This is a genomic window from Kribbella sp. NPDC051952 (genome assembly GCF_040680855.1).
Classification (GTDB): Bacteria; Actinomycetota; Actinomycetes; order Propionibacteriales; family Kribbellaceae; genus Kribbella.
The window spans coordinates 210,152-226,057 of the sequence record NZ_JBFAXQ010000001.1; the positions used below are offsets into that span (position 1 = coordinate 210,152).

The following is a 15,906-nucleotide window of genomic DNA, read 5'->3' on the forward strand; positions in this document are numbered from 1 at the left end:
CCCCGTCGTGGGGCGACGGGTTCCACCAGGCGATCTGGTTGCCGATGCCGTCTGATTCCAGGGTTAGGCCGCGGGCGGCGCACTGGTCTTCGAACCAGTGCGTCGCGTCGCGTTCGGACGGGGTCCAGCCGCCTCGGTGGTAGCCGCCGGTTTCGGGGCTACGACCAATGGCGGACTGGTCCGCCCACAGGGATTCGAAGCTCAAGACAGCGGGTTCTTCGACAGCCAGTCCTTGGCCACCGCGTCCGCGCTCTCCTTGCCGACGTCGATCCGCTTGACCAGGTCGGTCAGGGCGTCGGTGGTGAGCTTGGCGTCGACCGCGTTCAGCACCGAGGCGATGTCGTCCGACTTGTGGTCGGTCCGGATCAACGGAACGATGTTGTTCGGGGGCAGGATGTTCTCCGGGTCGTCCAGCTGGACCAGGCCCTGCTCCTTGATCACCGACTGGGTGGTGAACAGGTTCGTCACCTGGATCTGGTTGTCCTCGAGCGCCTTGATGCTCAGCGGGCCACCGGCGTCCAGCGTCTTGTACTCCTTGAACTCGACGCCGTACTTGTCCTTCAGCCCCTTCAGACCGGCAGACCGGACCTTGAACTCCGAGCTACCGCCCGCGACCAGGTCCTTGCCCACGGCCTTCAGGTCACCCAGCGACTTCAGGCTGTACTTGTCCGCGGTCGCCTTGGTCACCACGATGGTGTCCTCGTCGGCGGCCGGCGACTTGTCCAGCACCTCCAGGCCCGGCGTCAGCGCCTTCTTCAGCGCGTCGTACGCCTTGTCCGGGTCGGTCTCGGTCGAGGCCTTGTCGAAGTAGGCCAGCGCGGCACCGGTGTACTCCGGCACCAGGTCGACCGACCCGTCCTTGATCGCGGCCATGTAGGTCTCGCGGTTACCGATGTTCGGCTTCTTCTTGACCTCGATGCCCTTGGTGGCGATGGCCTGACCGTAGATCTCCGCGAGCAGCTGGCTCTCGGAGAAGTCGGCCGATCCGACGGTGATGCTGGTCACCTTGGAGGGCGCGGGCGAGGACCCCGCGTTGTCGCTGCCGAGCTGGTCGCCCCCACCCCCACAACCAGCCAGGCCGAGCACCGCCACCCCGGCGATCGCAGTACGGATGAGTGTGGATCTCAACACGAGAGCCTCCAGTGTTCTCGTTCAGCCACCGGCCGGTGCCGATGGACGCAGTGCAAGTTGATCAGGTACGTCGGACAGTTCAGCCCGCCCGCAGTCCTTCGGAGACCGTGAGCCGGCCGATCAGCGCGAACAGCGCGTCGAGCGCGATCGCGAGCAGGGCCACCAGCAGGGCGCCGGTGAACATCTGCGGGAAGTCGCGGAGCTTCAGCCCGTCGACCACGTACCGGCCGAGACCGCCGAGCGACACCAGTGCGGCGATCGTCGCGGTCGAGACGATCTGCAGGGTGGCGCTGCGCACACCGGAGATGATCAGCGGCAGCGCGATCGGGATCTCCACCTTGGTCAGGATCTCCCGCCCGGTCATCCCCATCCCCCGCGCCGCGTCGATCGTGGCCGGATCGACACCCGCCAGACCGGCGTACGTCGACGCCAGGATCGGCGGGATACCGAGGGCCACCAGCGCGATCAGCACCGGCAGGAAGCCGATCTGGTCGGTCAGCAGGACGGCGAGCATCAGCAGGCCGAGGCTCGGCAGCGCACGCGCCGCGTTGCCCAGGTTGATCGCCAGGAACGCGCCGCGCCGGGTGTGCCCGATCCGCAGCCCGATCGGCAACGCGATCACGACCGAGAGCCCGAGCGCGGCAAACGTGTACCAGAGGTGCTGGACGATCCGCGCCCAGATGCCCTCGTTGCCGGACCAGTTGAACGAGTCGCTGAGGTACTCCCACATGTCAGGCCACCTCTCCGACCGGGGTCGCGACCCGCGCCCACGGCGTCAGGACCCGTTGCAACGTCACCAGGATCAGGTCGGCGACCAGCGCCAGCAGCAACGACAGCACCACGCCGACCACCACCGGGGTGAGGAAGTCCTTCTGGAAGCCGAGCGTGAACAGCTCGCCCAGGCCGCCGATACCGATCACGGCGCCGACACTCACCATCGAGATGTTCGCCACTGTGACGACGCGCAGCCCGGTGAAGATGACCGGTACCGCGATCGGCAGGTCGACCGCGATCAGCCGGTGCAGCGGGCTGTACCCGACCGCGATCGCCGATTGCCGTACGTCGGTCGGCACGGAACGCAACCCGTCGATCACGTTACGGATCAACAGGGAGACCGTATAGATGGTCAGCGCGACGATGATGTTGGCCGTGGCCAGCACCTTCGTCCCCAGGATCGCCGGGATCACGATGAAGAGCGCGATCGACGGCAGGGAGTACAGCACGCCACCGAAGGCGATCAGCGGGTTCGCCAACCAGGAGTAGCGGGTGGCGACGTACCCGAGTGGCACCGAGATGATCAGCCCGAGCAGGACCGGCACGATCGCCAAATAGAGGTGTTCGCGCAACTGCTCCCAGATGAGCCCGGTGTTGTCACCGATCCAGGTCATGAGCGCAATGCTTCCGCGACCGTGCCCTGGTCGACCACGCCGACGGCACGCCCGTCGTTGTCGACGCAGACGCCCAAGCCGTTCGGGGACGTCAGTACGGCGTCCAGGGCCGCGCGCAACGAGTCACCCTGCTTGAACACAGCGCCGACCGGCAACAGCTCGTCCGTCGGGCTGCCGTTGCGCCAGCCGACCGGTACGCCGTCCTGCAGTTCGAGCTCGGACGGCACCGGCTTGATCGGCAGATCGTTGTGGATGAACGTCAGCGCGCGGTAACCGCGATCCTGCCCGACGAACCCGCGGACGAAGTCGTCGACCGGATGCGCGAGCAGCTCCGCCGGCGGCGAGAACTGGGCCAGCTTGCCGCCGACCTTCAGTACGGCGACGTTGTCACCGAGCTTGATCGCCTCGTCGATGTCATGGGTGACGAACACGATGGTCTTGCCGATATCGCGCTGGAGCCGGAGCAGCTCCTCCTGCAACTGGTGCCGCACGATCGGGTCGACGGCACTGAACGGCTCGTCCATCAGCATGATCGCCGGGTCGGCCGCGAGTGCGCGGGCCACACCGACTCGTTGCTGCTGGCCACCGGACAGCTGGGCCGGATACCGCTGCGCCAGCTTGAGGTCCAGGCCGACGCGCTCGAGCAGCTCCATCGCGGTGTCGCGGGTCTTCTTCTTGTCCCAGCCGAGCAGGCCGGGCACGGTGCCGACGTTCTCCACCACGGTCTTGTGCGGGAACAGGCCGGCGTGCTGGATCACGTACCCGATTCCGCGCCGCAGGGTGACCGCGTCCTTGCTGTTGATGTCCTCACCGTCGATCGAGATCGTCCCGCCGGTCCGCTCGATCGTGCGATTGATCATCCGCAGCGACGTGGTCTTGCCACAGCCGGACGGACCGACGAACACGGTGATCTGATTGCTCGGGATCCGCAGGGACAAGGTGTCGACGGCGACGGTGCCGTCCGGATACCGCTTGGTGACGTCCTCGAACTCGATCATGGCGCCCCTTCGCGCTGGTCGTCGGTCGCCCGAACGACCCTAGCGGAACCGGAGACCGATGCCACGTGATCGCACCGAATCTCGCTTCTTGGAAAGTGCACCATAGCGGTAGGCATTGCCACGGTCGCACTCTGTGTCAGTTCTCCCGCATCGGGATCCTGACGCCCTTCTCCTCCGCGACCTCGACGGCCTTGTCGTAGCCGGCGTCGACGTGCCGGATCACACCCATCGCCGGGTCGTTGCTCAGCACCCGCTTCAGCTTCTGCCGGGCCAGGTCGGTGCCGTCGGCAACCGAAACCTGACCGGCGTGGATGGACCGGCCGATGCCGACGCCACCGCCGTGGTGGATCGACACCCAGGAAGCACCGCTGGACACGTTCACCATCGCGTTCAGCAACGGCCAGTCCGCGATCGCGTCCGAGCCGTCGAGCATGCCTTCGGTCTCCCGGTACGGCGATGCCACGCTGCCGGTGTCCAGGTGATCGCGGCCGATCACGATCGGCGCCTCGAGCTCGCCGGAGGCAACCATGTCGTTGAACCGGACGCCGGCCTTATCCCGTTCACCCTGTCCCAGCCAGCAGATCCGGGCCGGCAGCCCCTGGAACGCGACCCGCTCGCCGGCCATCGTGATCCAGCGCCGCAGGTGCTCGTTGTCCGGGAACAGCTCCAGGATCGCCTGGTCCGTCTTCGCGATGTCGGCCGGGTTGCCCGACAGCGCCGCCCACCGGAACGGGCCCTTTCCCTCACAGAACAAGGGCCTGATGTACGCCGGCACGAAGCCGGGGAACTCGAACGCCCGCGAGAATCCGGCTTTCCGGGCCTCGTCGCGAATCGAGTTGCCGTAGTCGAACACCTCCGCGCCCGCGTCCTGGAACCCCACCATCGCGGCGACGTGGCGAGCCATCGAGGCCTGCGCGCGCTCGGTGAATCCGGCCGGGTCCTTCTCGCGGGCGGTGGTCCAGTCGTCGAAGTCGATGCCCACCGGCAGGTACATCAGCGGGTCGTGCGCCGAGGTCTGGTCGGTGACGATGTCGATCGGCGCGCCCAGCTCGAGCAGCTCCGGCACGATCACCGCGGCGTTGCCGAGGACACCGATGGACAGCGGCCGGCGGGCCTTCTTCGCCTCTTCGGCCAACCGGAGCGCATCGTCCAGCGACTTGGCGCGGACGTCGAGGTAGCGGTGCTCGATCCGGCGGTCGATCCGGGACGAGTCGACGTCGATGCAGATCGCGACGCCGTCGTTCATCGTGACGGCCAGCGGCTGCGCGCCACCCATGCCGCCGAGCCCGGCGGTCAGCGTGATCGTGCCGGCCAGCGAGCCACCGAACTTCTTGTCCGCGACCGCGCCGAACGTCTCGTACGTGCCCTGCAGGATGCCCTGGGTGCCAATGTAGATCCACGATCCGGCCGTCATCTGGCCGTACATGGTCAGGCCCATCGCCTCGAGCTTGCGGAACTCCTCCCAGGTGGCCCAGTCGCCGACGAGGTTCGAGTTCGCGATCAGTACGCGCGGCGCCCATTCGTGGGTCTGCATCACGCCGACGGGCTTGCCGGACTGCACCAGCATGGTCTCGTCGTCCTTCAGCGTGGTCAGCGTGCGCACCATCGCGTCGAACGAGTTCCAGTCCCGGGCGGCCTTGCCGGAACCGCCGTACACGACCAGTTCGTCGGGGTGCTCGGCGACCTCGGGGTCGAGGTTGTTCTGCAGCATCCGCAGCGCGGCTTCCTGCTGCCAGCCGCGGGCGGTCAGCGTGGTACCGCGGGGTGCGCGCACAGGACGGGGTCCGGACATGGGTGATCCAGCCTTTCTAGTTAAGGGGGCCGGTGACGGCCTCGGCGACGGTGATGTAGGTGCCGTTGGCAACGAGTTGGACGGAGTGCTCGAGCTCGGGGGCGAGATGGCGGTCGGTGCCCGGACCTTCGACGTACTCGCGGAGTGCGGCCACGACCGCGCCGGTCGCCGGGGACGGGGTCAGCGGCGCGCGCAGGTCGAGCGCCCGCGCTGCGGTGAGGATCTCGATCGCGAGCACCCGCTGGAGCCCGTCGATCGCCTTGCGCAGCTTGCGTGCGGCCGACCAGCCCATCGAGACGTGGTCCTCTTGCATGGCGCTGCTAGGAATCGAGTCGACACTGGCCGGTACGGCGAGCCGCTTCAGCTCGGACACGATCGCGGCCTGCGTGTACTGCGCGATCATGTGCCCACTGTCGACCCCGGGATCGTCCGCGAGGAACGCGTTCAGCCCGTGGTTGCGAGCGACATCGAGGAAGCGATCGGTACGACGTTCGCTGATCGACGCGACGTCCGCGACAGCAATCGCGAGGAAGTCGAGCACGTAGCCGACCGGCGCGCCGTGGAAGTTGCCGTTGGACTCGACCCGTCCATCGGGCAGGACGACCGGGTTGTCGATCGCGGCGGCGAGCTCGTACCCGGCGACCGTGGCCGCGTGGGCGGCCGTATCGCGCGCGGCGCCGTGCACTTGCGGGGAGCATCGGAGCGAATAGGCGTCCTGCACCCGGTTGCAGTCCGGCCCACGGTGACTGGCGACGACTCCGCTGTCGGCGAGGATCGTGCGCAGGTTGGCGGCGGACAACGCCTGACCGGGGTGCGGACGAAGGGCCTGCAGGTCCTCGGCGAACACGCGGTCGGTGGCGAGCTGGCCCTCGACACTCATCGCGGCGGCGAGGTCGGCGGTCTTGAAGAGCCGGTCGAGATCGGCCAGCGCGAGTACCAGCATGCCGAGCATGCCGTCGGTGCCGTTGATCAGCGCGAGACCTTCCTTCTCCGCCAGTACGACGGGCGTCAGGCCATGGGCCGGCAACGCGTCGCGGGCGTTCAGAAGGTTGCCGTCGGCATCTCTGACCGGACCTTCACCCATCACCGCGAGTGCGACATGGGACAGCGGCGCGAGGTCGCCGGAACAACCGAGACTGCCGTACTCATGCACTACTGGAGTCAGGTGCGCGTTCAGCAAACCGGCGTACGCCTGGGCGGTTTCGACCTTTACGCCGGTGCGGCCGGTGGCGAGGGTGGACAGTCGCAGTAGGGCAAGCGCTCGGACGACCTCGGTCTCCACCTCCGGGCCGGAGCCGGCGGCGTGCGAGCGGACCAGGCTGCGCTGCAACTGCGCACGCAATTCGGGTGCGATGTGCCGGGTCGCAAGCGCGCCGAAGCCGGTCGAAACGCCGTAGTGCGGCGTATCCGCGTGGGCCAGAGCCTCGATCGCGGCCCGGGACTTGGCGATCTCTTCGAGGGCTTGGTCGTCGATGCGAACCTGCGCCCCGTGCCGCGCTACCGCGACCACATCGGCCGCACTGAGCGGGCCGATGCCGACAATCACTGTGCTGGTCTCTTCCACCCGATCATTGCACCGCGCGCCACCACCAACGGACAGCAGCGCCGCCGACTTTCTGTCTCGGGTCTGAGACATCCGTGAACCCTCGGCCCGATTACAGTCTGCGCATGGTGTTCGAGATCCGGACGGCGGTACCGGAGGATGCGGTCGGGATCGCGAGGGTGTGGGCCGCGGTGATGCCGCACTTGGTGAAGACGGCCCGCGGAGTCGAGACCGAGCTCCGGTCCGGTACGAGCAAGGTCGTCCTGATCGCGGTCGAGGGTGCCGAGGTCGTCGGCTACGGCAACGTGTATCTGCCCCCGCCGGGCGAGCAGGCCGGGCGGCTGCGGATCACCGTGCAGGTGCCGCCGGAGTCGCGGCGCCGTGGGATCGGGAGCGCGCTGGCTGAGGCGATCTCCGCCGCGGCCGAGCAGGCCGGAGGCACTGGTCTGCTGGTCGTTGTCAGGGACGACGATGCGTCGAAGGAGTTCGCGATCAACCGCGGCTTCACCATCGGTCGGCAGATGAGCCATTCCACTGCGGAACTCAGCGGCGTACCGGAACCGCCGGCTGTTCCCGCGGGTCTACAGCTTGTGACTTACGAGCAGGTGGAGCCGCGGCAGGTCTGGCTGGCGAGCACGGCCGTCGCCGACGGTGATCCGAGTGGTTTGTCGGACTCACCGGCGTACGACGAATGGGTTGCGACGTGGTGGCATCACCCGGACCTGCGCCACGATCTGAGTACGGCGGTGCTCGACGGGGACACGGTGTTGTCGTTCGCGACCACCAGCGCGGATCCGGAGCGCGGGGTGATCTGGTCGAGCCTGACCGGGACGATCCCGGCGGCGCGCGGGCGTGGGCTGGCGAAGCTCGTCAAGGCCGAGGCGCTGACGCGCGCCCGGAACGCCGGGTTGACCACCGCACACACCGGCAACGACGCCGCGAACGAGCCGATGCTCGCGGTGAACGCATGGCTCGGCTACCACCTGGCGTCGGGCGCTTGGACCGCGGAGAAAGCTCTGTGATGCGATTCGCACTGACGTTGGCGTTCTTCGCAGGACTGTCCTTCGCCGTTGGCTTGCTGATGTCGGGCGAGGAATTCTGCGACTGGGGTGTCGCCGGCGGGCTGTTCGCGCTGGCCGTGGCGGGCGAGAGTCTGCGGTTCTGGTTGAAGCGGAGCCGCGCCAAGAACCGGCAATCGTCCGAAATCTGAGACGAGGCGGCTACGCTGCCGTTGTGAGCGGCAACGTTCCCGCCTCGACCCGCACCCTGCGGGTACTGACGTTCCTGGCCACCCAGCCCGGACCGGTACCGATGGAACGCATCGCGTCCGCGGTAGGCCTGCCGCGCTCATCGACGTACCACTTGCTGCGGGCAATGATCGACGAGGGCTTCGTCGTTCACCTGCCCGAGGAGAAGCGGTTTGGGCTCGGGGTGGCCGCCTTCGAGATCGGATCGGCTTATCTGCGGCACGATCCGCTCGAGCGGTTGGCTCGTCCGTTGCTCGTGCAGCTTGTCGCGGAGATCGGTCAGACGGCGCATCTCGGCGTACTGCATGGTCGTGAACTCGTCTATCTGCTGAAGGAACAGCCGCCCCGGCCGGTGACGCTGGTGACGGATGTCGGCGTACGCCTGCCTGCGACGCTGACCGCATCGGGGCGCGCTTTGCTCGCGGAGTTGCCGCCTGCGCAGGTCCGGGCGCTCTTTCCCGGTCCGGAGAGCTTCGTACGACGGACCGATCATGGACCGCAGTCCCTCACCCAACTCCGACGGCTGCTGGCGGACGAGAAGCGCCAGGGTTTTGCGGTCGAAGACTCCTACATCACCCCCGGCCTCGCCTCCGTGGCCAGCGCCGCCCTGGACCACGCCGGCCACCCGGCCGCCGCCATCTCCGTCACCTTCCGCACCGACACCATCCCCCCATCAGAACGCCCCCTCCTGGCCCACCGCATCCGCCAGGCCGCGACCGCTCTCACCCGCCGCCTTCACGGCTAAGAACCCTCCGACGCAGGGGGCGCTAGGGCGTGTCTCGGCTCCAGGGGTTCGCGAGTTGATCGCCCAGCCGGCTGCGGGAATAGAGGACGACGCGGCCGGAGCGGGCTCTGGTGACCAGGCCGGTGGAGTGAAGCGCGGACAGGTGCTGGGAGACGGCGCTCGGCGACACCTCGCGCCGGCGGGCGAGCTCGACCGTGGAGGTGGGGGCGGTCAGGTCGAGGAGGAGACTGGCCCTGGACTTCCCGAGAAGGTCCGTCAGCGCTCCGGGCCGGCGAGCCGGACGAGATTCCCACAGGGTCCCGACGCCGCGGGCCGGGTAGGCGACGGTCGGCGGCTCCGCCGGATCGACCGGACTGATCGCGTGCTTGGCGAAGAGGGTCGGCACCAGCCAGAATCCGCGACCGCGGACATCGGCGTCATAGTCCAGCTGGTACGACGACACCCTCAGCCGCAGCACGCCGTCCGACCAGCGAGCGCTCGGGTCGAGCCCGGTCAGCACGGCGGCCGCACCGTCCCGGGCGAGCAGCTGGGCGCGATGCACCATGTCCGCCTCCAGCAAGGCCCGCATCCTGGACCAGTGCGGCGCCATCGCCAGCTCCCAGTACGACGCCATCGCGGCACACACCCGATCACGCAGTCGACGCGGTGTGGCGCACAGTTCCTCGAGCACGGGCGGCAGTGGCCGGCCGCCGTACGCACGGATGACATCCGCAACCGCCCGCCGCGGGGGAGTCGCGCGAACCCTGGTCAGCTCCTCCTCGACGTCCGGTAGCGGCGAGGCCGGTCGAGGCGTGACGAAGTCCGGTAGCCACTGCACCTCGGGCGCGACGAGAGCGAGCAGCAGCTCACGCTCCGGCCGGTCCCGCAATGCGGCGCTCGTCTGCCGGATCCATGGCAGGTGCAGCACGTGCGCGGACGGCTCGGTCAACGCCCACAGACTCGTCGCCGTCTCCAGCAACGGCGAGCACGCGAAGCGCATATCCGCCAGGTCGTCGACCCCGAGCCGGTAGCTGATCATTAAGCTATATCCTAATCATCTGGCTCCCGCGGCCCAGGTCCCGGTTTCATTGACGGGATGAGACAGATCCACCTCACCGCCCGGCCGGACGGCGTCCCGACCAGCGAGCTGTTCGCCTTCGTCGACACCCCGGACCTCACCCCGCCGCCCGGCGCCGCGCTGGTCGAGAATCTCTGGCTCTCCGTCGATCCGTACATGCGCGAGATGATGGACGCCGGGTCCGAGCTGAACGCTCCGCTGGAGGGCCGGGCACTCGGTCGGGTGCTCTCCTCCCACACCCCGGAGTACACCGCCGGAGACGTCGTCTTCCACCGTGGCGGCTGGCGCACGCATGCGCTGGTGCGGCCGCAGGACAGCCGCCTGATCGAGCCGGTCGACGGCGTGCCGCTGTCCGCACACCTCGGCATTCTCGGCGGCACCGGCCTGTCCGCGTACGTCGGCCTGCGCCGCGTACTGGACCTGCAGCCGGGCGAGACACTCTTCGTGTCCGCGGCCGCCGGCGGGGTCGGCACGGCAGCCGCGCGGATCGCGAAGCTGCTCGGCGCCGGACGCGTCATCGGCAGCACCGGCTCCGGCCGGAAGGCGAAGCACCTCGTCGACACGGTCGGGTACGACGTCGCGATCAACTACCGCAACGGCTCACTGACCGAGCAGCTGGCCGCGGCCGCCCCCGACGGCATCGATGCGTACCTGGACAACGTCGGCGGCGACCACCTCAGCGCTGCGATCGACGTCCTGAAGCAGAACGGCCGGATCGCGTGGTGCGGCGCGGTGTCGACGTACAACCACCAGGCTTCCGCGGCGCCGGGCAATCTGTTCGACATCGTCGAGAAGGAGCTCCGGCTCGAAGGGTTCCTGGTCAGCAACAACCTCGATCTGAGGCCGGAGCTGATCGACTTCCTCACGCCGCACCTGCAGTTCGGGGCCGTGCAGTCGGACCAGACGGTCGTGGACGGGTTCGAGCACACGGTCGAAGCGTTCCTGGCGATGCTGCGGGGCGAGAACCTCGGGAAGATGCTGGTACGGCTCTGACCTCAGGCGGACTCGGCCGGGTGTTCGACCTGGCGGTCGCCCCATTGGGTCATCAGGCCTCGGGCTATTTCCAGGTCTTCTCGGAGGGAGCGGTCTGTCAGGTCGCCGGGGAGGGCGGTCAGGGCGTCGGCCAGCCAGGGGGCGATGGCGGCGGGAGTCAGGTCGTCGGGGGTCAGGGCGGCCAGGCGGATGGCTCGGACTGCGGTGACCAGCTCGCTGGCGAGGACCTCGCGGAGGGCGTCCAGCAGCTGGCCGGTCAGTACGGCGGCTTGGGGGGCGAAGCTGGCGTGGTGCTCGGCTCCTCGGGAGAGGGTTGCCGTGCCCAGGGTGGCGGGCTGGGCGGATGAACGGACCGAGGACAGGGCGTCGTGGGCGACGTACTCGATCATCATGACGCCGGAGCTCGCCTCGGCCCCGCTCGCCAGGAAGCGGCTGAGGCCGGTGAAGTCGGGGTCGACCAGGTTCGCGACGCGGGAGGTGGAGAGGGTCGCGACGCTGTGCAGGCTGAGGCGGAGTGAGTCCAGGGCGAGGGCGATCGGCATCCCGTGCCAGTTGCCGTTGTGGAGGACGGTGTCGCCGGCAACCAACGGGTTCTCGGCGGAGGCGTTGATGTCGATCCGGAGACTGTTGCCGAGCGCATCCACATGATCGACTGCCGGACCAAGCACCTGCGCAAAAGCCCTTAAGCCAAAGGGATCCTGGATCCTTGCGGGTGGAATCGGCAACCCGTCTAGCAGCCCGCGCATCCGGCGCGCGACCCGGACCTGCCCCGGCTGCGGACGAGCCTCGTGCACGCGTACGTCGTACACCTCGCCGTTGCCGCGCATCGCCACATGCGAGAGCGCCCCGACGATCGGTACGACGTTGATCAGCGTCGCGGCCTCGACGTACGCGAGGCAACACTCGGCCAGCGTGATCGCGTTGCTCGAGAGCAGCGGGAGCGCACTCGTCCCGTCGATGACCGGGCCGAGGGCTAGACCGAGTTCGGCCAGCGGTCCGAGGTCGCCGGTCCCGATCGCGCCACCGCGGTGCAGGTCGGGCAGGACGTCGTCGTTGAGCAGGGCAACGATCGCGTCGGCCACCTCGGGCTCGAGCCCGGAGCCGCCGGAGGCGAGTTGGTTGACCCGGATCAGCAGCCCGAGCCGGACCACATCCTTCGGGTACGACGTTGTGCCAGTGGTGGAATGCGATCCGAGCAACCGGGCGCCGTGCTCGGGGTCGGAGGTGAGCACGTCCCGGTTGGCGCCGACCCCGGTCGTCCGCCCGTACACCGGCCGCCGCAACGCGACCTCGGCCACCGCAACGGCCGACTCGTGCATCCGCTTCCGGGCGTCGTCAGTCAGTCGCACCGCCGTACGCCGTTGCCCGAGCGCAACGGCCTCGAGCGGCGTCAACCCGCTCCCGGAAAGCTCCACCGGCTCCATCCACCCAGTGTGAGACCGACCTCAGCCTCGGAGTAAGCGACTCGCCTCGTCAACCGTCTGAGATCCGAGACGTGCCCACTCGAGCACCAGCACAGTGAACGGCAGCACGGGATCGGGACGCCTGCCGAACTGAGCGTTGACCACCAACAACCGGTCACCCGCGAGGGCGAGCGTCGTGGGAGTCGCGAACCGCGGATCCGTGTGCTCGCCGAGAGGAATCGCACGACCGTCGGCGGTCAGACGCAGCATGGACAGGAAGAACTCGGCGGTCTGCGCGGTCTCACCGCGGTTGCAGACACCGATCAGCAGATCATCGACCAGGAGCAAGCCGTCGGCCGCGTAGTCGGTGGCGATGACGGCCGCCGACCCGTCGGGATCGATCCGCCAGAGGACCTCATCGCCCTGATCGGCCACGTAGAGAACGCCATCCTGCGCAGTGATGCCGTTGAGATAGCCGGCCCGCGGGAGCCTGATCGAGTCCGGCGGAGCCTCGATCGCGCGCAGATCGAACCGCCACACGATCGGCTGGCTCGAGTCGGTGACGAACGCGTGGTCGCCACTCACCCACACGTCGTTCAGGTAGCCGTCGACCGCCTGGCGGGCGACGAGTGCGCGGGTCTCAACGTCGTACGCGTGGAACAACCCGGTCTTCCCGCCACACACCAACAACTGCGACTCGTACGTCGTGAGCCCGAGAGCCACCGCACGGTCTGGGTCCGGTGGGAGCCACACCGAGGCCGTCTCTTCGGTCAGGCGGCCGCGGAAGATGGTGCCGTCGGCACTGCTCCCGACGAAGTAGTCGTCGGCCGGACCGAGGGTGATGCCCTCCGGGTAGACCGCGGCACCGGGGAGGGCGTACTGGGTGATCGGCATGCGCCGGACAGTACAAAGCCCACCCGGCTCCGGCAACGGAGTTCGGGTGGGCTCGAAGCCAGGTGTTACTTCTGGCCGTAGCGCTTCTTGAACTTCTCCACGCGGCCCTGGGTGTCCATGACACGCTGCTGGCCCGTGTAGAACGGGTGGCTGGCGGACGAGATCTCGACGTCGACGACCGGGTAGGTGTTCCCGTCGTGCCACTCGATGGTCTCGTTGCTCTCGCGCGTCGACCCGGTGAGGAAGCTGAAGTTGCCGGACTTGTCCCTGAAGACGACCCGGCGGTAATCGGGGTGGATGTCCTTCTTCATGCAGCCGTACTTCCTTCCAAGTAGGGAGCGAACGGATCGGTCAAGGGGTGGACCGCTTCATCCGCACGAAGGACACAACCATCCAGGCGCTCCCGTAATTCCCGCACGTCCAGGTCGATACCGGTGATGGACAGGTACGACGCGCGATCGCCGTACTCGGGGTGCCACTCGAGGGCCGAGCGGGCCTGGTGCTGCTGCCCGACGGACGGCCAGCGGTCGGCAGGCAGGTCGGCGAGCCACGGACCCAGGACGCCGATCGCGACGTTGGTGCCGAAGCTGTCCCAGCTGAGCCGCCTCCGGTGCTGGGTCGCGATCCACACCGTCCCGCGCCCGCGCGCCGTCCCGGCGACCAGATCCTCCAGCGCGTCATACAACCGCTCAGGATGGAAGGGCCGGTTCGACTGCCAGACGAGGGTCCGGACCGACCCGTCATCCGCCAGCGGCGCCACGATCGACCCCGGCTCGACGGCGTCGGGACCCTTCAGTTGTACGCCGATCAGCCCGGCCGGCGTCGTCTTCACCAGCAACTGTGGATTGATCGCCCGGATCAGGCCGCGGACCGTGTCATCGTCGCTGCTGAGGATCGCCGCGCCGGCGTACTCGAGCTGCCGGACGATCACTTCGGCGATGGCCCGGCCGTCCTCGACCGCGGTCGGGATGCCACGCTCCCGGATCAGCTGCTCGCCGGTCAGGTCCGCGATCACACTGCCCGTGTCGACCGTCGTGACGACCGCGTCCACCCGGAGCTCGCTACCGCCGTCCCGGGCGATCTCATCGGCGAGCGCCCGGGTGTCCCCGGCGGCGGGCACGTTCACGATCGCGACGTCGTACCGCTCGACCGCCGCGATGCTGAGCAGGAGCTGGACCAGCGAGTCACGCATCGCGCAGGAGACGCACGGGTGCGCCATCTCGATCACCTCGCGGTCGATGATCCCAGCGGCGGTCCGGGCGATCCGTACGACGGAGCCGTCGGTCAGCCCACTGACGTCGTACTCGATCAGGACCCCGGTCGGTCCGGCGGCGAGCAGATTCGCCGCGATCGCGTCCCGGAACCCCTCGTCGAGACCTGTCAGCAAGGTCACCGGCAGCATCCAGACTCCCGTCTTATTGAAAACGATAACCAATACAAGGTACCCTCCGAACCGGAATAGCGGCCACCCCGTCGGCGTTCTTCACAGCGAGGGTCACCCGCCAGGTGTCCCAGGAAAGGACAGTATGGCCAAGCGCAACGACCTCCGCCCGATCGTGAAGCTCCGCAGCACGGCAGGCACCGGCTTCACCTATGTAACGCGGAAGAACCGCCGGAACAATCCCGACCGGCTGGTGATCCGCAAGTACGACCCCGCCGTCCGGCTCCACGTCGACTTCCGCGAAGAGCGGTAAGACAGCACAACGACCCTCCGCGGTTCGCGGAGGGTCGTCGTACGTCTGGAGTCAGATCCGGTTGTAGGCCTTCAAGGTGCGGAGTGCGCCGACGCTGACGATGCCGCGGTACTCGAGCGTGGCCGCCGGACCGGGCGGCTCCCAGGTGATGGCCCAGCCGCCGTCGGCCTGCTGGTCGGCGACGAGCCGATCGAGGTGGCCCTCGAGCTGGGCGTCCGTGAACAGCGGCCGCCAGAAGCTGTCCGGCGTCGGCGCGAACTGCAGCGGAGTGACGCCGTCCGTCGGATCCGAGGCGTCGGCACGGAAATAGCCGACCTTGGGCAGCCAGTCCCGGACCCGGTCGAAGTCGACGTCGTCGGTGTGCTCGAGGAACTCGAGCGACTCGTGCAGGGAGTGGGCTTCGTCGGGCAGACCCTTGGCCAGCTCGGCCGCGCACCAGGCGCCGGCCTTGTCCCGCCACGGGTGCTCGATACCGAACTTCTGCAGCCGCCCGACCAGGCCGGCGGTCGGGTTGATGCTGGGCTGGTAGGTCCACTCGCTGATGTGCTCGGCCCGCGGGTAGCCCTCGACGGCGGGACCACACAGGGGTACGGCGCCGTCGGCGTTCGCGATCTGGCCCAGCCAGTCGGCGGCCCGGCGGATCATCGTCTCGTCCTGGGTGCCAGCTGCGAGCAGGGTGTCGAACGCGACCTCGACGTCGAGCGGGAGGCTGTCCGGGCAGCGCTTGTCCGGCTCGAGACCGTGCCCGAAGCCGCCGTCGGCGTTCTGATAACCGCGGAGCGCGTCGACCACGCCCTGCGCGTCGGCGTCCTCGAAGAGCGTGGCGAACAACCGGCGTTCGACCAGCCGAGCGTCCCGCCGGACGAAATCACGACCTGCGCTGAAGATGTCCATACCCCGACCCTCTCGCACTTCCACCCCCTGCGTATTGAACGAAACGGACGTGAGGCCGGCGTTGGAGATCACGGCGGCGGCATGAGGATGCTGTGAGGACCGGGTGTCGGATCCGGCCGCCGGCCTG

General features: G+C 68.5%; 17 protein-coding genes. 5 read left to right on the plus strand and 12 right to left on the minus strand.

Going from position 1 to position 15,906, the window contains the following annotated elements:
• Positions 1–201 precede the first annotated feature (201 nt).
• The 6 genes from AB0L70_RS00975 to hutH form a co-directional block, all read right to left on the minus strand.
• Positions 202–1,131, minus strand: a complete 930-nt coding sequence (locus AB0L70_RS00975) for an ABC transporter substrate-binding protein (protein WP_363678536.1) — start codon at positions 1,129–1,131, stop codon at positions 202–204.
• A gap of 79 nt (positions 1,132–1,210) precedes the next feature.
• On the minus strand, positions 1,211–1,861 hold the full coding sequence (locus AB0L70_RS00980) for an ABC transporter permease (RefSeq protein WP_363678538.1): 651 nt from the start codon (positions 1,859–1,861) through the stop codon (positions 1,211–1,213).
• 1 nt (position 1,862) lies between these two features.
• Complete coding sequence (locus AB0L70_RS00985; RefSeq protein WP_363678540.1) at positions 1,863–2,519, minus strand: ABC transporter permease; 657 nt, start codon at positions 2,517–2,519, stop codon at positions 1,863–1,865.
• Positions 2,516–3,517 carry an ABC transporter ATP-binding protein gene (locus AB0L70_RS00990; RefSeq protein ID WP_363678542.1) on the minus strand — a complete coding sequence of 334 codons (1,002 nt, stop codon included), beginning with the start codon at positions 3,515–3,517 and terminating at the stop codon, positions 2,516–2,518. The genes AB0L70_RS00985 and AB0L70_RS00990 overlap by 4 nt, the downstream gene beginning before the upstream one ends.
• A gap of 136 nt (positions 3,518–3,653) precedes the next feature.
• Positions 3,654–5,309 carry a urocanate hydratase gene (gene hutU, locus AB0L70_RS00995; protein ID WP_363678545.1) on the minus strand — a complete coding sequence of 552 codons (1,656 nt, stop codon included), beginning with the start codon at positions 5,307–5,309 and terminating at the stop codon, positions 3,654–3,656.
• A gap of 16 nt (positions 5,310–5,325) precedes the next feature.
• Positions 5,326–6,945, minus strand: coding sequence for a histidine ammonia-lyase (gene hutH / locus AB0L70_RS01000; RefSeq protein WP_363678547.1), 1,620 nt, complete (start codon positions 6,943–6,945; stop codon positions 5,326–5,328).
• Positions 6,946–6,977: 32 nt separating this feature from the next.
• Between hutH and AB0L70_RS01005 the strand changes: the two genes are divergently transcribed.
• Genes AB0L70_RS01005 through AB0L70_RS01015 form a run of 3 tightly spaced genes read left to right on the plus strand, consistent with a single transcriptional unit; the run spans position 6,978 to position 8,844 of the window.
• Positions 6,978–7,874, plus strand: a complete 897-nt coding sequence (locus tag AB0L70_RS01005; RefSeq protein ID WP_363678549.1) for a GNAT family N-acetyltransferase — start codon at positions 6,978–6,980, stop codon at positions 7,872–7,874.
• Positions 7,874–8,062 (plus strand): hypothetical protein, encoded by a 189-nt coding sequence (locus AB0L70_RS01010; RefSeq protein ID WP_363678551.1) that lies wholly within the window; start codon positions 7,874–7,876, stop codon positions 8,060–8,062. The genes AB0L70_RS01005 and AB0L70_RS01010 overlap by 1 nt, the downstream gene beginning before the upstream one ends.
• A gap of 23 nt (positions 8,063–8,085) precedes the next feature.
• The gene (locus AB0L70_RS01015) at positions 8,086–8,844 is read left to right on the plus strand and encodes an IclR family transcriptional regulator (RefSeq protein WP_363678553.1); all 759 of its coding nucleotides are present in this window, start codon (positions 8,086–8,088) and stop codon (positions 8,842–8,844) included.
• Between the two features lie 22 nt (positions 8,845–8,866).
• On the opposite strand, the gene AB0L70_RS01020 is transcribed toward AB0L70_RS01015, so the two are convergent.
• A complete protein-coding gene (locus AB0L70_RS01020; protein WP_363678555.1) occupies positions 8,867–9,862 on the minus strand; it encodes a DUF5937 family protein in 996 nt (331 codons plus the stop codon).
• A gap of 57 nt (positions 9,863–9,919) precedes the next feature.
• Here AB0L70_RS01020 and AB0L70_RS01025 point away from each other — a divergent pair, with 57 nt between their 5' ends.
• A complete protein-coding gene (locus tag AB0L70_RS01025; RefSeq protein WP_363678557.1) occupies positions 9,920–10,894 on the plus strand; it encodes an NADP-dependent oxidoreductase in 975 nt (324 codons plus the stop codon).
• Between the two features lie 2 nt (positions 10,895–10,896).
• On the opposite strand, the gene AB0L70_RS01030 is transcribed toward AB0L70_RS01025, so the two are convergent.
• From AB0L70_RS01030 to AB0L70_RS01045, 4 genes are all read right to left on the minus strand, one after another.
• The gene (locus AB0L70_RS01030) at positions 10,897–12,318 is read right to left on the minus strand and encodes an aromatic amino acid lyase (RefSeq protein WP_363678559.1); all 1,422 of its coding nucleotides are present in this window, start codon (positions 12,316–12,318) and stop codon (positions 10,897–10,899) included.
• Between the two features lie 21 nt (positions 12,319–12,339).
• Positions 12,340–13,191, minus strand: a complete 852-nt coding sequence (locus AB0L70_RS01035; RefSeq protein ID WP_363678561.1) for a hypothetical protein — start codon at positions 13,189–13,191, stop codon at positions 12,340–12,342.
• 65 nt (positions 13,192–13,256) lie between these two features.
• Positions 13,257–13,502, minus strand: a complete 246-nt coding sequence (locus AB0L70_RS01040; protein ID WP_325024287.1) for a type B 50S ribosomal protein L31 — start codon at positions 13,500–13,502, stop codon at positions 13,257–13,259.
• On the minus strand, positions 13,499–14,593 hold the full coding sequence (locus tag AB0L70_RS01045; protein ID WP_363678564.1) for a GTP-binding protein: 1,095 nt from the start codon (positions 14,591–14,593) through the stop codon (positions 13,499–13,501). The genes AB0L70_RS01040 and AB0L70_RS01045 overlap by 4 nt, the downstream gene beginning before the upstream one ends.
• Before the next feature lie 124 nt (positions 14,594–14,717).
• Between AB0L70_RS01045 and rpmG the strand changes: the two genes are divergently transcribed.
• The gene (gene rpmG / locus AB0L70_RS01050; protein WP_363678566.1) at positions 14,718–14,885 is read left to right on the plus strand and encodes a 50S ribosomal protein L33; all 168 of its coding nucleotides are present in this window, start codon (positions 14,718–14,720) and stop codon (positions 14,883–14,885) included.
• Positions 14,886–14,936: 51 nt separating this feature from the next.
• On the opposite strand, the gene AB0L70_RS01055 is transcribed toward rpmG, so the two are convergent.
• Positions 14,937–15,779 (minus strand): hypothetical protein, encoded by an 843-nt coding sequence (locus tag AB0L70_RS01055; protein WP_363678568.1) that lies wholly within the window; start codon positions 15,777–15,779, stop codon positions 14,937–14,939.
• Positions 15,780–15,906: the final 127 nt, after the last annotated feature.

Bases quoted from the DNA above. Each gene is read 5' to 3' on its own strand.
- AB0L70_RS00980 (WP_363678538.1), bottom strand. From the start codon at position 1,861: ATGTGGGAGTACCTCAGCGACTCGTTCAACTGGTCCGGCAACGAGGGC.
- AB0L70_RS00985 (WP_363678540.1), bottom strand. From the start codon at position 2,519: ATGACCTGGATCGGTGACAACACCGGGCTCATCTGGGAGCAGTTGCGC.
- AB0L70_RS00990 (WP_363678542.1), bottom strand. From the start codon at position 3,517: ATGATCGAGTTCGAGGACGTCACCAAGCGGTATCCGGACGGCACCGTC.
- hutU (WP_363678545.1), bottom strand. From the start codon at position 5,309: ATGTCCGGACCCCGTCCTGTGCGCGCACCCCGCGGTACCACGCTGACC.
- hutH (WP_363678547.1), bottom strand. From the start codon at position 6,945: ATGTCTCAGACCCGAGACAGAAAGTCGGCGGCGCTGCTGTCCGTTGGT.
- AB0L70_RS01005 (WP_363678549.1), top strand. From the start codon at position 6,978: ATGGTGTTCGAGATCCGGACGGCGGTACCGGAGGATGCGGTCGGGATC.
- AB0L70_RS01010 (WP_363678551.1), top strand. From the start codon at position 7,874: ATGCGATTCGCACTGACGTTGGCGTTCTTCGCAGGACTGTCCTTCGCC.
- AB0L70_RS01020 (WP_363678555.1), bottom strand. From the start codon at position 9,862: ATGATCAGCTACCGGCTCGGGGTCGACGACCTGGCGGATATGCGCTTC.
- AB0L70_RS01025 (WP_363678557.1), top strand. From the start codon at position 9,920: ATGAGACAGATCCACCTCACCGCCCGGCCGGACGGCGTCCCGACCAGC.
- AB0L70_RS01030 (WP_363678559.1), bottom strand. From the start codon at position 12,318: ATGGAGCCGGTGGAGCTTTCCGGGAGCGGGTTGACGCCGCTCGAGGCC.
- AB0L70_RS01035 (WP_363678561.1), bottom strand. From the start codon at position 13,191: ATGCCGATCACCCAGTACGCCCTCCCCGGTGCCGCGGTCTACCCGGAG.
- AB0L70_RS01040 (WP_325024287.1), bottom strand. From the start codon at position 13,502: ATGAAGAAGGACATCCACCCCGATTACCGCCGGGTCGTCTTCAGGGAC.
- AB0L70_RS01045 (WP_363678564.1), bottom strand. From the start codon at position 14,593: ATGCTGCCGGTGACCTTGCTGACAGGTCTCGACGAGGGGTTCCGGGAC.
- rpmG (WP_363678566.1), top strand. From the start codon at position 14,718: ATGGCCAAGCGCAACGACCTCCGCCCGATCGTGAAGCTCCGCAGCACG.
- AB0L70_RS01055 (WP_363678568.1), bottom strand. From the start codon at position 15,779: ATGGACATCTTCAGCGCAGGTCGTGATTTCGTCCGGCGGGACGCTCGG.